Here is a 13,782-nt window from a genome sequence, read left to right as displayed (position 1 = left end):
GACTTTAGCCGTTGCTGAATTTTTCGGCAATGGCTTTTTCCGGTTTAATTGGTGTCGGTACCGCAGGCGTGCCGACATACAAGAAACCGACCACTGCATCCATTTCTGCCCCACCTAAACCAGCTAGAACCCGCGCATCCTCAGCAAACCAACCGGTCCGCCAAATCGCACCTAAGCCTTGTGCGAACGCTGCTTGCTGCATCAACAAAGTCGCACATGCTGTGGTTGCAAACTGCTCGTCACGCGGCACTTTGTCATGCGGGGTATACTGCATCAAGCAGGCGATCACCATCGGCGCCCGCAGCGGTAATTGCCGCGCTTGCAGACACTGCTCATCGGTTTTTCCTGCGTTTACCGCAGCCTGATAAAAGAGCTCACCAAGGCGTGCACGGGCGTCCCCTTGATAGACCACAAACCGATACGGCATTAACGCCGCATGATCAGGCGCGCGCCCTGCGGCACGTTGCATGAGCTCAAATTGCGGCGCAGTTGGGCCGGGCTCCACCAAGCGCGGCATTGACGAGCGCGTGGTTAACAATTGAATGGCGTCCATAGCTTTCCTTAACATCAGGTTAGACGAAGAGAATTATAAGCTTATCAAAGGATCATGCTCTGTTACATTGTCGCTCTGGTTTATTCCATGAATGTTGAGTATTCTTCATCATTAACTTTAGACAAAACTAATCAAGGACGCTGATCACATGAGTGGAATCGCGAACGTATTCAAAAAGTTATTCGGGCTTATCAACGGCATACGAAAGCTTATTCTGAATATTATTTTCTTCTTTTTACTGATCGTCTTCATCGCCCTCATGGCCGCAGATGAAGAGATCATCGTCGTTCCTGAAAATGCGGCACTCGTGGTGCAGCTCGACGGAACTCTGGTTGAAGAAGAGACTTGGGTCGATCCTATGGATCGCTTTATCAATGATGCCTTTGGCTCTTCAAGCGTTGCGCCAGAGACCTTGCTTAGCGAGGTTATCGAGAGCATTGAAAAAGCGGCAAACGATGACCGCATTAGCGCAATCTACCTTGATTTGTCTGGCTTTGCTGGCGGTGGCATGAATAAGATGCAACGCGTCGGTGAAGCGCTACTGGCATTCCGCGAGACGGGCAAGCCGGTCTACAGCTATGGTGATTATTTCTCGCAAGCCCAATACTTCATTGCTGCGTACGGCGATGCGATTTATTTAAACCCATTGGGTGGCATGATGTTTGAAGGTATGGGTGGCTATCGTCTGTACTTCAAAGATTTGCTCGAAAAACTGAAAGTGAGTACCCATGTGTTTAAAGTCGGTGCGTACAAATCAGCAGTTGAACCTTATACCCGCAACGACATGTCCACTGAGGCACGTGAAGCTGGCCAAGAGCTTTATGATGCGCTCTGGCAAGATTATCTCACTACCTTAAGTAGCCAACGTAGCATTGCTCCCGGCGTCCTGAGTGGCAGCATCAGCGACTTTGAAGCCTTATTGGCAGAAAGCAACGACGATCTAGCGCAAATGGCGTTAAATACAGGCTTGGTCGATGAGTTAATGACGCGCGAAGCGTTTCGCACCCAGATGATCAATCTCACTGGCCTTGATGATGATGAGCGCAGCTGGCGCTCAATTGGACATCATGCCTATCTTAAAGCGCCTGACTTGCACTTTGACCGCGAGCAACACGCAGAGCCAGAAGCGCAAATTGCCATTGTGGTTGCCCGTGGCATGATTGTCGATGGCTATCAGAAACAAGGCATGATCGGTGGTGACAGCACTGCTGAATTGCTCCGTCGCGCCCGTTTAGACGAAAACACTAAAGCTGTGGTACTGCGCATTGATAGCCCAGGTGGTAGCGGCTTTGCTTCAGAAGTGATCCGCCAGGAAGTGCTCGAGCTGCAAGCTGCTGGCATTCCAGTGATTGCCTCAATGTCTTCGGTCGCTGCATCTGGTGGTTATTGGATTGCCGCCAGTGCCGATCAAATCTGGGCCACGCCAACGACGATTACCGGCTCGATTGGGGTGTTTGGTTTGTTCTTTACCATTGAAGACGCCCTCGCCCATGTTGGTATTTACAGCGATGGTTATCACACCACTGAAATGCCGATCTTGGACATGACGCGCCCGTTACCTGACGAAGCGAAGTTTGTCCTGCAGAAGACCACCGAGAAGTTTTACCGTGACTTCGTTGCTATGGTCGCAGAGAACCGGGACATGAGCTACGACGAAGTTCATGCCGTTGCCCAAGGCCGTGTGTGGACCGGTGCAAAAGCGCAAGAACTTGGCCTCGTTGATGAACTTGGTGATTTAGAACAGGCGATCGCAGCAGCAGCAACCCTTGCGGGTGTTGATGACTACGCTGTCGTTACGGTGACACCAGAGCTTAACGCGCGTGAACAGTTCCTTGCTGAATTCTTCGGTCAAGCAGAAGTTTACTTGCCTGCGCCGACGACTACACGTACCATCGACCCGGTGAAACAACAATTGATGGGCGTGTGGAGCGAAGTTGAAATGTTGTCACAGTTCAATGACCCACAAGGACTTTACCTATTGTGTGAACTTTGCCCACAACCCTAAAGCATAACCATAGGTTTGGGCATGAGTGATCCACGCAAACGTATCTACGTCGCCTATACTGGCGGCACCATAGGCATGCAAAAATCGGCGCAGGGTTACATCCCTGCGCCAGGTTTTCTGACCGAATGTGTCAATAAAATGCCGGAGTTTTTCCGCAGTGAAATGCCGCATTTTGACATTCATGAATACCAACCACTGATGGATTCGTCAGATATGGCGCCAGACGATTGGCAACATATCGCCGACGATATTCAGCGCCATTATGATGCCTATGACGGTTTCGTGATCTTGCATGGCACGGATACCATGGCGTATACCGCTTCAGCACTATCCTTTATGTTTGAGAATTTGGGCAAACCGGTCATTATCACCGGCTCGCAAATTCCGCTTTCGGAGCTCCGCTCTGACGGCCAAACCAACCTGTTAAATGCCCTCTATATTGCGGCGAACTATCCCATCCATGAAGTGGGATTGTTCTTTAACAACAAGCTGTACCGTGGTAACCGTGCCACCAAAGCTGATGCCAATGGCTTTAATGCCTTTGATTCACCGAACTTCCGCCCCTTGCTCGAAGCTGGCATTCAAATCAGTTTGAAAGCCGGTAGCGTTAAGCCACTTGGTGATGAACCTTTACAGGTCGCACGGGTCAGTCCGCAAGCCATCGGCGTTATCACCCTTTATCCTGGCATCGCGCCAGTACTTTTTGATCAATTGTTACGACAACCCGTACGCGCGCTGATCATGCAAAGTTATGGGGTCGGTAATGCGCCGCAAACCCCCGAACTGCTTGACAGTTTGGCGCGCGGTGTTGCCGCTGGCGTGACTGTGTTAAATTGTACGCAGTGTTTCAAAGGCAAAGTGAACATGGGTGGCTATGCCACCGGCAACGCACTGGCTGAAGTCGGGGTCATCAGTGGCTACGACATGACCATTGAAGCAGCTCTAACGAAATTACATTATTTATTGGCGCAAAACCTGTCACAAGCAGAGTTAGAGCGTCAGTTGCAGCTTGATTTACGCGGCGAACTCTCGCCATAAAGACGCCTCGCGTCACGACATAACAACGATAAGAACGAACATTATGGCTTCATCTTCTCCTGCTTTTTCCTCGCGCATCGGTTTTATTCTAGCCGCTGCTGGTTCAGCCGTGGGTGTCGGCAACATTTGGGGGTTTCCTACCCAAGCCGCTAGTAATGGCGGTGGCGCGTTTTTGTTGGTTTATTTAGTCATGATTGGCTTACTCGCTTACCCAATGCTGGTCGCCGAATTAACCATCGGCCGCATGCGCCAACAAAACCCAGTCGAAGCACTACGCGCACTAAGCGATAAGCCCTTTTGGCGCGGCTTTGGCGCGCTCACAGGCATTATCGGCCTGATAGTGTTGTCGTTTATTTTAAGTTTTTACGCCATCGTTTCAGGCTGGCTCTTGGCCTTTATGTTTGCACCTATCGCAGAATTATTAGGTTACCCAGAGGCCGCACAATGGCTTACGGGCTTTAGCGTAGAACGTAACCTCATCATGATGGCATTGTTTATGCTGCTGACCATTCACGTGGTTCGTAGTGGTGTCACCGATGGGATTGAGCGCTGGTCAACCCGGCTGATGCCGCTGTTGTTTGTGTTGTTGATTGCCATGGTCATTTACATTTTGACGTTGCCGGGTGCGACCGATGGCCTGAAAATGTATTTAACCCCAGACTTTGAGCGCGTGCTCGATCCAAACCTGATTATTCGGGCTATGGGGCAAGCCTTCTTCTCTCTATCGATTGGCGCAGCATGTATGATGACCTACGGCGCTTACCTGTCGAAAAAAGAGCACTTACCTAAAACCGCTGGTTGGGTTGCCGGACTCGATACCTCAGTGGCCTTCTTAGCAGGTCTGTTAATTTTACCTGCGATGTTCGCCGCCCAGGAACTTGGCGTGGTGATTTACGACGCGAATGGCGCCCTGCTCTCGTCCGATACCTTAGTGTTTGCCGTGTTACCAGCCATGTTTGAATCGATGGGCAGCGCAGGCTTGTGGGTCGCTTTTGCCTTCTTCGCGCTCATGGTCATTGCGGCAATCACCTCGTCAATTTCCATGCTTGAAGCACCAGTGAACGCGTTACGTGAAGAAAGTGGCCAGCCACGCTCACAAATGGCATGGTTGGTGGGCCTCACCATTATGGCCATTTCAGGGCTGATTATTTATAACTTTGATGCCTTGTTTGGCTTAGTGATCACCGTCACTACCGTCTATATGCAGCCGCTCCTCGGCTTGACCTTCGGTGTAATGCTTACCTGGATTTTGCGCCAACACCTGCTGCTTAAAGCCTTGCAAGAAGGTGCTCCAGACATCGCTAAGAGCTGGTTCTGGAAAATCTGGCCTTGGTACGTGAAATTTATTTGCCCAGTTTTAATTTTATTGGTGATTTGGCAAGGCTAAGCTCCAAAAAAAAGGGCTCGGGACTAATCGCTCAGTCCCGAGCCTAGGGGAATGGCTCAAGGGATTGAGCCGTGCGCTAACTCGATAAATTTCGAAGGTAACTGTCAGTGTAGTCAACAAAAAAATTTTTGCTAAATTTTTTTATCGGCTTTGCTCAGTTTTACAAACTTACCGGTTCAATGCGCGAAAATAAGCGGAAAAAGTTTGCCGTTGTCACCCGCGCAACCTCTTCCAACGTCACCCCTTTGATATCCGCCACACACTTGGCTACATCGACCACATAGGCCGGTTGGTTTTGCTTCCCACGATGAGGAACTGGTGCCAACCAAGGACTATCGGTTTCAATCAAGATTTTATCCAAAGGTAGCTTTTTTACTACGTCTCGTAGCTCGGCGGCATTACGAAAGCTGGCAATCCCTGAAATCGAAATAAAGAAATCCAAATCATCAATGGCATGTTTCGCCATCTCATACGACTCGGTAAAGCAATGTAAAACGCCCCCACAGCGCTCTGCTTGCCCTTCACGCAACATCGCAAGGGTATCATCACGCGCATCACGGGTATGAATGATTAATGGCTTAGCGAGCGTATTGGCGAGCTCAATATGATAGGCAAAACTTTCCTGCTGGACCGCTTTGCTATCTGGATCATAGAAATAGTCCAAACCGGTTTCGCCAATAGCAACCACCTCGTCCGCTGCGGCAAAGTCGCGAAGTTGTTGCTGTTGTAGCGGGTGTTTGCCGACATAGAGAGGATGTACACCACAACTAATGGCCACCTCAGGATATGGCGCGACCAAGTCACGCATGGCAGGAAATTCTTCTAAGGTCACACTGATACACAACATTTGCTGAACGCGTTGCTGTTTTGCATTGGTGATAACCTGTTGTAACGAACCAGAAAAGTCATCAAGTTTTAGACGATCAAGATGACAATGGGAATCAATAAACACAGCGACTCCTTAACGTTGTGTTGAAGCTTACATCGTTGCGGTCGGAGCGGTTGACTCTCCTAGATGCCCCAGCAACGTTTCAATGCGATTACGCAGGTGAGACTTATCGTCAATAAATTGCACCCCCACGCCGCGTTGGTCGGCACGCCCCGGTCGTAATGGCGCGAGCCACACAACTTTACCGGCGATCAAGGTTTCTTCATCATCGCCGGGAAGCTGCATAAGCAGGGTTATTTCATCGCCGATCGCATAAGGATCATCGGTTGCGACAAACAGTGCGCCACCTTTAATAAATGGCATATACAGACGGCGTAACTGTTCTTCTGATTTTAAGTGAATTCGTTTTGCAGCCATAGCTAGCGCCACCTCATCCAAAGTCCATGTAACAGGAGCGGCCCATTTAAACCACTTTGTTCAGCCGTTTGTTGTCGTATAGCATAACATAAATGCGCCCATTCGCTTAAGGCACTTACACCAACCGCATGGCGTGTCAGCCAATGCTGATGTGCACTTTGCTGCTGCGGCAGACGCAGCTGTTCTTGTGCAACCCCTTGTTGTACGCGCACCAACTCTTGCAGCCATTGCTCGGTGGCATCAAGCCAAGCCAACCAATCGGTTTTACTCGGTTGTGGGAACGCCGCTTCGGTGGTCATACAGGTGCTGAGTTCCGCCAGATAGTCTCGCGGAAAGTTACCGTCTTTCAGCCACTCTAACAACGCCAACGGGCGCTGAAAGTAGCGCTGACATTGCCGTTGTTCATCAGCCGTTAACATCCGTTGTAACCGTTGCGCAAGCCAGTGTTCGACCTCGCTCAAGGTCGGTGCCTGCAAGCGCTGCAACTGCATTCGACTACGTAAGGTCGGTAATAAGCGCTCCGTGCGCTCGGGCGTAACAATAAAGTACGTCGCGGTGGTCGGCTCTTCAAGGGTTTTTAACAACGCATTAGCAGCGGTGACCGAGAGCTTTTCTGCATCTTTGAGCCATACCACTTTGGCACCGGCTTGGTTCGGTGTGTGCTGCAGCTTGGCCAGTAACTCGCGTACTTGATCCACACTGATCACCCGCCCATCATCACTGCCAAGCTCATAATAATCAGGATGGTTGCCCGCACGATGCAACAAACAACTTTTGCACTTACCACAGGCGCGCTTCTCGCCCGCAGTACACAACAACAAACGCAACCATTCTTCCACCAGCGCCTGAGTGCCAAGGTCAGGTTGCCAAGGTAAGCAGTGTGCGTGGGCTAAGGTGCCCTGCTGGTGATCGTGGGCAATCGACTGCCACAGCGGGCGCAACCAGGGTAAACTCACGCGCCACCTCGCACTGAGCTAAATAAGGCATGCTCCATTGCGTTAATCATGGCTTGATGCACTGCAGCCATGGATTGATCGGCGTCGACCACAACAATCTGGCGCTCTTGTGCAGCAATCGCCAGATAGCGCTCACGGGTGCGCTGGAAAAACGCCAGCGCTTCTTGTTCAATGCGATCTAACTCGCCTCGCTCACGCGCACGCTGCAAGCCAATCTCAGGATCGATATCAAGTAATAAAGTTAAATCTGGATTAAAATCACCCAGCACCAACTGTTTCAAGGTTTGTAGCTTGTCATCACCTAACTGACGTCCACCGCCCTGATAGGCCCGCGATGACAAGTCATGACGATCGGCAATGACCCACTTGCCAGCGGCAAGTGCCGGACGGATCACGTTCGCCACCAACTGAGCGCGACTGGCATACATCAGCAATAATTCGGTTTCCGCCGTCACTTGTTCATGCCAAGACTGTTTGACAATATCGCGCAGCGCTTCAGCCATCGGCGTCCCGCCCGGCTCACGCACAGTTAAGGTAGGAATACTTTTCGCTTGTAAATGGCTGACCAAACTTGCAATTGCTGAACTCTTGCCAGCCCCTTCCAAGCCCTCAACAACAATAAACTTTCCTTGCATACCTTAGTGGTTTCCTCGTTGGTAACGATCAACAGCGCGGTTATGCTCTGCTAAGGTTTCTGAAAAAACATGGCCGCCACTGCCATCCGCCACAAAATAATAATAGCCTGAAACCTCAGGCTGCGCCGCTGCTAAAAGACTCGCGTAACTCGGCATCGCGATCGGTGTCGGTGGCAAACCATCAATACGATAGGTATTGTACGCGGTTTTCTCGCGTAAGTGTTGCCGGGTTAGGTTGCCATCAAAATTCTCAACACCGTAAATCGTGGTCGGGTCCGACTGCAAACGCATACCAATCTGTAAGCGATTCACGAACACTGAACTCACTAAGCCGCGTTCGCTATTGCCGCCGGTCTCCTTTTCGATAATCGAAGCCATGATTAACAGCTGATACGGTGTTTCGTAAGGCAGCCCAGGCAACCGTTGCTCCCACGCTTGTTGCAGACGTTGCTGCTGCAGCGCAAAGGCCTGTTCTAACAACGTGAGCACCGAGGTACCGGCATAAAACTTGTAGGTATCGGGTGCCAACAGTCCTTCAAAGCTGGTGTACTCTTCACTGCCTGTGACGCGCCGCACTAACGCCACATCATCTTCAACGTCACGGCTATCAAGATAGTCATGTTGGTGCAGTAAACTTGCCCACTGAGACCAGGTTTGTCCTTCCACCAAGGTTATCGCGAATTGATACTGCTCACCTTGACGCAACTGCTGCCAAAACTGGGCAAGGGTTTGTCCTGAATGAAGTTGATACACCCCCGCTTGCAAGGCGACGGGGCGATCCCAAATGCGGCTGCTCCAATAATAGAGTTTCGGCGCATGACGTAAGCGCCCTTCTGCGGCGAGTTGATTGATAATAGCACCGGCACTTGCACCCCGTGCAATCGTCACCAAGTGGGTATCGTTTGCTGGCACCAGCAATGGACGATGGACCAGTTGGTAGCTCCATCCTGCAATAACGACGACACCAAGCGTGGCTGCCACCACACTACTGATCAACAGCTTTCGAATTGTTCCCACCAATCTTCGACAGTCCCTGGTAAATGAGGTTTAGGGAGTCTATAGTCGCCGATTTGCGCCACTGGACGCAAGCCTAACACGCTGTTTGAAAGAAACATTTGCTCGATTGAACAGAGCTGTTGCAGCGTTAACTGCGCTTCTTCAATCACCATGTTAGGCGGATCTTGCAGAAGTACCTGACGTACCACGCCAGCTATGCCTGCGCTTGAGAGTTCAGGGGTGTACCAGCGACCACTGATACAATAAAAAACATTACTCGAAATGGCTTCGATAACATATCCCTGTTGATCCGTTACCAGCAACTCATCACGCTGGCGCTGCGCGCGTTCCTGCGCTAACAACACTTGCTCTAAACGATTCAGGGTCTTCAGTCCTGCCAGTTGCGGGGAGTTTGCTAAGCGTAGCTCCGCGATAGCAACGGTTAAGGCGTTCTTTGCTATAACTGGCAAAGGTGCTGTCGTGGCATACCACTGAGGGGTTGCGGCCGTTGCTGCGGCATAACCACGGCCGCCAAAACCGCGTGTGAAAATCAGTTTTACCACGCAATCCGGTTGTTCCGTTGCGATAGTCTCAAGACAGGCCAACAACTCAGTTTCGCTCGGCAAAGCAATAGCTAGGCGCTGACTGGCTTGGCATAAGCGTTGGTAATGCTGCGGCCAAAATCGTGGACGCCCATGGCGTAGCGTAAGTGTGGTGAAATGGCCGTCGCCAAACTGGAGACCGCGATCAAGTTCGCGTTGGGAGGAAGGTGTACCGTTGATCCACATAGAAAAAAGGCGGAATTTTCATTCCGCCTTTTCGTCAAACTAGCTTAGTCGTTTGCGTGATTGGTCACGTAATCGATAGCTGCTTGAACAGTTTTGATTTTCTCTGCTTCTTCATCTGGAATTTCAGTTTCGAACTCTTCTTCAAGAGCCATAACCAATTCAACAGTGTCAAGAGAATCAGCGCCGAGGTCGTTTTCGAAAGAAGCTTCTGGCTTCACTTCTTCTTCTTTAACGCCCAACTGTTCAATGATGATTTTCTTTACGCGTTCTTCAATAGTACTCATTTTTAAAATATCCCTTCATTTAGGTATCGAGTTCAAAATTGCGCTTAGTGTAGTGAATGCGGCATCAATAATAAAGGAAAATATCCCTAAATACCGAGAGGTCATACCCCTTCACCCAATAAACGCTTACACCATAGCCAGACCGCCATTCACATGGATTGTCTCACCAGTAATATAAGCTGCACCAGGAGAGGCCAAAAAGACCACAGCTGCTGCAATTTCTTCAGGTTGCCCTAAACGTGCTGCTGGAATATTGGCAAAAATCGCTTGTTTTTGCTCTTCCGTCAAGGCTTTTGTCATATCGGTATCAATAAAGCCAGGCGCAACGCTGTTGACCGTAATACCACGTCCGGCAACTTCTTGTGCTAAGGCTTTACTGAAGCCTAACAAGCCAGCTTTCGCCGCACAGTAGTTGGTTTGTCCTGGGTTGCCTGTGGTACCTACTACCGACGCGATGTTGATAATACGTCCATGACGACGCTTCATCATGCCCCGAAGTACGGCTTTACTCAAGCGGTAAACCGACTTTAAGTTGGTATCCAGTACTGCGTCCCAATCTTCATCTTTGAGGCGCATCAGCAAGTTATCTTTGGTGATGCCTGCATTGTTGACCAAAATATCCAACTGGCCGTAGTTTTCGTCAATGGCTTTAAGCACTTCGGCAACGCTATCCGCGCTGGTAACATCCAACTGACGCCCTTCGCCGTGCTCACCTAAATAAGCAGAAATTGCCGCGGCACCGCTTTCGCTGGTCGCAGTACCAATTACTTTAACGCCTTGCGCGGCGAGCTGCTCAGCGATGGCTTTGCCAATTCCGCGACTTGCACCTGTGACCAGTGCGACCTGTCCTTGCATTGTTGCTGTCATGATTGAACCTTTGCTTGAATGCTCTCAACGGTATTGATCGCATCGCTCTGCAATGCTTTATCAATCCGTTTGGTTAATCCAGATAAAACTTTACCTGGGCCAATTTCGTAAATTTCGGTAACACCTTGCTCAGCGAGGAACTGAACACTCTCGGTCCAGCGCACCGGTGAGTACAACTGACGCACCAGCGCATCGCGAATTGCGTCGCTGTCACGCTCAACTTTTACATCAACATTGTTCACGACCGGAATATTCGGGGTGCACAAGCTAATCTTACCTAGCTCAACAGCCAACTGTTCCGCAGCCGGTTGCATCAGTGCACAGTGTGACGGAACACTCACAGGTAAAGGCAAGGCCCGTTTCGCCCCTGCTTCTTTACAAGCTTCGCCCGCACGAGCGACCGCATCAGCATGACCCGCGATGACCACTTGACCTGGCGAATTGTAGTTTACCGCACTGACAATTTGATCGCCGGCTGCTGCGGCACAGGCTTCTTCAACACGCGCGTCATCAAGACCGATGATCGCAGCCATAGCACCGACACCTGCCGGCACGGCTTGTTGCATTAACTCGCCACGCTTGGCAACGAGCGCAACCGCGTCAGAGAACGCCATAGCACCACTGCACACCAAGGCAGAATATTCACCTAAACTGTGCCCTGCCATCCATTCAGGTGCAGGCACACCTTGTGCTTCAAGGACTCGATACAACGCGACACTTGCCGCTAACAATGCTGGCTGGGTACGTTGTGTTTCATTCAACTGCTCGGTTGGGCCATCTTGCACTAACTGCCATAGGTCATAGCCCAACACTTCGCTGGCTTCAGCAAATGTTTCAGCAACAACTGGATATTCGGCCGCAACATCCGCCAACATTCCAACCGTTTGGGACCCTTGTCCTGGGAAAACGTATGCACGCATCGTCCCTTCCTTCTACTTGTGTTTAATAAGTTACCAGTGCTGAACCCCAGGCGAACCCGCCGCCAAAGGCTTCAAGCAATAAATTTTGACCACGCTGAATGCGGCCATCACGGACCGCAACATCAAGCGCAATAGGTACGGACGCCGCTGATGTGTTACCAGTGTCTGCCAAGGTCGTGATCACTTGGTTCATCGGCATCTTCAGCTTTTTCGCAGTCGCTTTAATAATGCGCAAATTTGCTTGATGCGGTACCAACCAATCGAGATCTTCGGCGCTTAAGCCGTTCGCTGTCAAGGTTTCCGCCACTAATTCGCTCAATTTACTCACCGCAACCTTGAACACTTCGTTGCCTTTCATGTACATCCAAGCTTCACTAAGCGCGTCCAACTGGGCATCGCCGTGACGTTTAGGATGGTTCGCCCCGAGTAAATCAGCAAACTCACCGGCACTATGGAGATGGGTCGAAATAATCCCCGGTTGCTCACTCGCTTGCACAACTACAGCTCCGGCGCCATCGCCGAATAACACGATCGTATTACGGTCTTCAGGGTGACACAGACGCGACAGTACATCGGTACCGATCACCAACACATTCCGATAGGTGCCACTACGAATATACTGATCCGCAACGCTAAGCGCGAAAATAAACCCAGAACACGCCGCAGCAACGTCAAATGCCGGAATATTCTGTTCTGTTAAGGCCGCTTGGATTTCGCAAGCGACACTCGGAAATGCGCGATCACCTGAGGTGGTCGCGACCACAATAAGATCAAGATCATCAACGGCAAGCTGTGCCGCTGCCAACGCTTGTCGTGCCGCAGCCACACCCATGGTCACTGCGTTCTCGCCATCGCCGGCAATATGCCGTTGATGGATACCTGTACGCTCAACAATCCAGTCGTGACTCGTGTCCACGCGTTGTTCAAGCATAGCATTGGTTAAGCACTGCTCGGGTAGGTAATGCCCGGTGCCTCCGATTCTTGCAAACATGAAAACCTTTTTTAGTCTTGTTCTAAGAGCACTGATTCCACCCGATCACGAATGCGTGCCGGTAGGTCCTGTTGCGTCTCTTCCACAGCTTGCTGAATCGCACTAAAGAAGGCGTCCGTATTGGCGTCACCGTGGCTTTTTATGACTACGCCACGCAATCCTATCAAACTTGCCCCGTTGTAGTGGTCGGGCTTCAGCCAGTCCCAAGAACGTTGCAATCTATGATAAAAAAGTTTAACAAACCAACGAGTTAACCAATGTGCGTTGATGTTAGAACGGATATTTGAAAGGAGTAAATCAGCTAAGCCCTCACAACTTTTAAGGGCAATATTACCGACGAAGCCGTCACAAACGATGACATCGGCTTTGTCCGCGAACAAATCATCGCCTTCAATAAAGCCAATATAGTTCAATAATTGCGACTGCTGAAAGAGTTGTGCGGTCGACTTCACCACATCGTTGCCTTTGATGTCTTCCTCACCCATATTGAGTAGCGCAATGCGTGGGCGTTCGATACCCAAGACTTCACGTGCCGCGACAGCACCCATTACCCCAAACTGGAACAAGGTGTCCGAGTCGCAGACTGGGTTGGCGCCCAAGTCGAGCACAAACGCAGATTTACCTGATGCTTGCGGGATCGCTGACATTAACGCAGGACGAAGCACACCGGGTAAGGTTTTTAACGCAAAATAAGCTTTGGTCATTAAAGCGCCGGTATTGCCCGCGCTGACGCACGCAGCAGCTTCATCATTAGCGACCAAATCAAGGGCAACGCGCATCGAAGAATCCGGCTTAGCACGCAGAGAGTAGCCAGGCTTGTCGGTCATTTCGACCGTTTGGCTCGCATGTTTTACGGTGACTCTTGGATGATTGGAAAGCTTTTTAGCTGCCAGTAACTCTGCCAACTCGGCGTCGTCACCAACAACAATAAAGTGATGTTGTGGGAATTGTTCTAGTGCTCGTGCAAGAGCCTCTATAACAATAGAGGGGCCATTATCGCCCCCCATTGCATCAAGTGCCAGTGTCAGTGCGGCCATCGCCTCACTTCCAATTTCT

At 50.6% G+C, this 13,782-nt stretch carries 15 protein-coding genes; 3 read left to right on the top strand and 12 right to left on the bottom strand.

From position 1 onward, the window contains the following. Positions 1-4: 4 nt before the first annotated feature. Positions 5-553: a nitroreductase family protein gene (locus tag G535_RS0111285; protein WP_026862158.1), complete on the bottom strand. Its 549-nt coding sequence runs from the start codon at positions 551-553 to the stop codon at positions 5-7. 148 nt (positions 554-701) lie between these two features. On the opposite strand from G535_RS0111285, the gene sppA reads away from it, so the two are divergent. The 3 genes from sppA to G535_RS0111270 are packed head-to-tail and all read left to right on the top strand — an operon-like array spanning position 702 to position 4,983. Continuing rightward, positions 702-2,558, top strand: coding sequence for a signal peptide peptidase SppA (sppA, locus tag G535_RS0111280; protein WP_026862157.1), 1,857 nt, complete (start codon positions 702-704; stop codon positions 2,556-2,558). 21 nt (positions 2,559-2,579) lie between these two features. Further along, a complete protein-coding gene (gene ansA, locus G535_RS0111275; RefSeq protein WP_026862156.1) occupies positions 2,580-3,596 on the top strand; it encodes an asparaginase in 1,017 nt (338 codons plus the stop codon). Positions 3,597-3,639: 43 nt separating this feature from the next. After that, positions 3,640-4,983 (top strand): sodium-dependent transporter, encoded by a 1,344-nt coding sequence (locus G535_RS0111270; protein ID WP_026862155.1) that lies wholly within the window; start codon positions 3,640-3,642, stop codon positions 4,981-4,983. A 160-nt stretch (positions 4,984-5,143) separates the two neighbouring features. Here the strand turns inward: G535_RS0111270 and G535_RS0111265 are convergent, their stop codons facing one another. The 11 genes from G535_RS0111265 to plsX all read right to left on the bottom strand — a co-directional run bounded on the left by G535_RS0111265 (position 5,144) and on the right by plsX (position 13,763). After that, positions 5,144-5,935 carry a TatD family hydrolase gene (locus tag G535_RS0111265; RefSeq protein WP_026862154.1) on the bottom strand — a complete coding sequence of 264 codons (792 nt, stop codon included), beginning with the start codon at positions 5,933-5,935 and terminating at the stop codon, positions 5,144-5,146. 27 nt (positions 5,936-5,962) lie between these two features. Beyond that, a complete protein-coding gene (locus tag G535_RS0111260; protein ID WP_026862153.1) occupies positions 5,963-6,289 on the bottom strand; it encodes a PilZ domain-containing protein in 327 nt (108 codons plus the stop codon). 2 nt (positions 6,290-6,291) lie between these two features. Next, positions 6,292-7,245: a hypothetical protein gene (locus tag G535_RS13950; protein WP_051207174.1), complete on the bottom strand. Its 954-nt coding sequence runs from the start codon at positions 7,243-7,245 to the stop codon at positions 6,292-6,294. Next, on the bottom strand, positions 7,242-7,880 hold the full coding sequence (tmk, locus tag G535_RS0111250) for a dTMP kinase (RefSeq protein ID WP_026862152.1): 639 nt from the start codon (positions 7,878-7,880) through the stop codon (positions 7,242-7,244). The genes G535_RS13950 and tmk overlap by 4 nt, the downstream gene beginning before the upstream one ends. A gap of 3 nt (positions 7,881-7,883) precedes the next feature. Continuing rightward, a complete protein-coding gene (gene mltG, locus G535_RS0111245) occupies positions 7,884-8,897 on the bottom strand; it encodes an endolytic transglycosylase MltG (RefSeq protein ID WP_241970437.1) in 1,014 nt (337 codons plus the stop codon). Beyond that, positions 8,873-9,664, bottom strand: coding sequence for an aminodeoxychorismate lyase (pabC, locus tag G535_RS13540; RefSeq protein WP_051207172.1), 792 nt, complete (start codon positions 9,662-9,664; stop codon positions 8,873-8,875). Before pabC ends, mltG begins: the two co-directional genes overlap by 25 nt. Before the next feature lie 44 nt (positions 9,665-9,708). After that, the gene (gene acpP / locus G535_RS0111235) at positions 9,709-9,948 is read right to left on the bottom strand and encodes an acyl carrier protein (RefSeq protein ID WP_026862150.1); all 240 of its coding nucleotides are present in this window, start codon (positions 9,946-9,948) and stop codon (positions 9,709-9,711) included. Positions 9,949-10,074: 126 nt separating this feature from the next. Beyond that, positions 10,075-10,815, bottom strand: coding sequence for a 3-oxoacyl-ACP reductase FabG (gene fabG, locus G535_RS0111230; protein ID WP_026862149.1), 741 nt, complete (start codon positions 10,813-10,815; stop codon positions 10,075-10,077). Beyond that, positions 10,812-11,735: an ACP S-malonyltransferase gene (gene fabD, locus G535_RS0111225; RefSeq protein WP_026862148.1), complete on the bottom strand. Its 924-nt coding sequence runs from the start codon at positions 11,733-11,735 to the stop codon at positions 10,812-10,814. Before fabD ends, fabG begins: the two co-directional genes overlap by 4 nt. A 22-nt stretch (positions 11,736-11,757) precedes the next feature. Then, the gene (locus G535_RS0111220; RefSeq protein ID WP_026862147.1) at positions 11,758-12,726 is read right to left on the bottom strand and encodes a beta-ketoacyl-ACP synthase III; all 969 of its coding nucleotides are present in this window, start codon (positions 12,724-12,726) and stop codon (positions 11,758-11,760) included. A gap of 11 nt (positions 12,727-12,737) precedes the next feature. Continuing rightward, a complete protein-coding gene (plsX, locus tag G535_RS0111215) occupies positions 12,738-13,763 on the bottom strand; it encodes a phosphate acyltransferase PlsX (protein WP_026862146.1) in 1,026 nt (341 codons plus the stop codon). Positions 13,764-13,782: the final 19 nt, after the last annotated feature.

The sequence above is a fragment of the Pseudidiomarina sediminum DSM 21906 genome (assembly GCF_000423165.1).
Classification (GTDB): Bacteria; Pseudomonadota; Gammaproteobacteria; order Enterobacterales; family Alteromonadaceae; genus Pseudidiomarina; species Pseudidiomarina sediminum.
The sequence above is the reverse complement of the archived record's forward strand: the minus strand, read 5'-3'. Positions and strand labels throughout refer to the sequence as shown.

Coding starts and splice junctions, on each gene's coding strand:
- G535_RS0111285 (WP_026862158.1), bottom strand. CDS start 553: ATGGACGCCATTCAATTGTTAACCACGCGCTCGTCAATGCCGCGCTTG.
- sppA (WP_026862157.1), top strand. CDS start 702: ATGAGTGGAATCGCGAACGTATTCAAAAAGTTATTCGGGCTTATCAAC.
- ansA (WP_026862156.1), top strand. CDS start 2,580: ATGAGTGATCCACGCAAACGTATCTACGTCGCCTATACTGGCGGCACC.
- G535_RS0111270 (WP_026862155.1), top strand. CDS start 3,640: ATGGCTTCATCTTCTCCTGCTTTTTCCTCGCGCATCGGTTTTATTCTA.
- G535_RS0111260 (WP_026862153.1), bottom strand. CDS start 6,289: ATGGCTGCAAAACGAATTCACTTAAAATCAGAAGAACAGTTACGCCGT.
- tmk (WP_026862152.1), bottom strand. CDS start 7,880: ATGCAAGGAAAGTTTATTGTTGTTGAGGGCTTGGAAGGGGCTGGCAAG.
- pabC (WP_051207172.1), bottom strand. CDS start 9,664: ATGTGGATCAACGGTACACCTTCCTCCCAACGCGAACTTGATCGCGGT.
- acpP (WP_026862150.1), bottom strand. CDS start 9,948: ATGAGTACTATTGAAGAACGCGTAAAGAAAATCATCATTGAACAGTTG.
- fabG (WP_026862149.1), bottom strand. CDS start 10,815: ATGACAGCAACAATGCAAGGACAGGTCGCACTGGTCACAGGTGCAAGT.
- fabD (WP_026862148.1), bottom strand. CDS start 11,735: ATGCGTGCATACGTTTTCCCAGGACAAGGGTCCCAAACGGTTGGAATG.
- G535_RS0111220 (WP_026862147.1), bottom strand. CDS start 12,726: ATGTTTGCAAGAATCGGAGGCACCGGGCATTACCTACCCGAGCAGTGC.
- plsX (WP_026862146.1), bottom strand. CDS start 13,763: ATGGCCGCACTGACACTGGCACTTGATGCAATGGGGGGCGATAATGGC.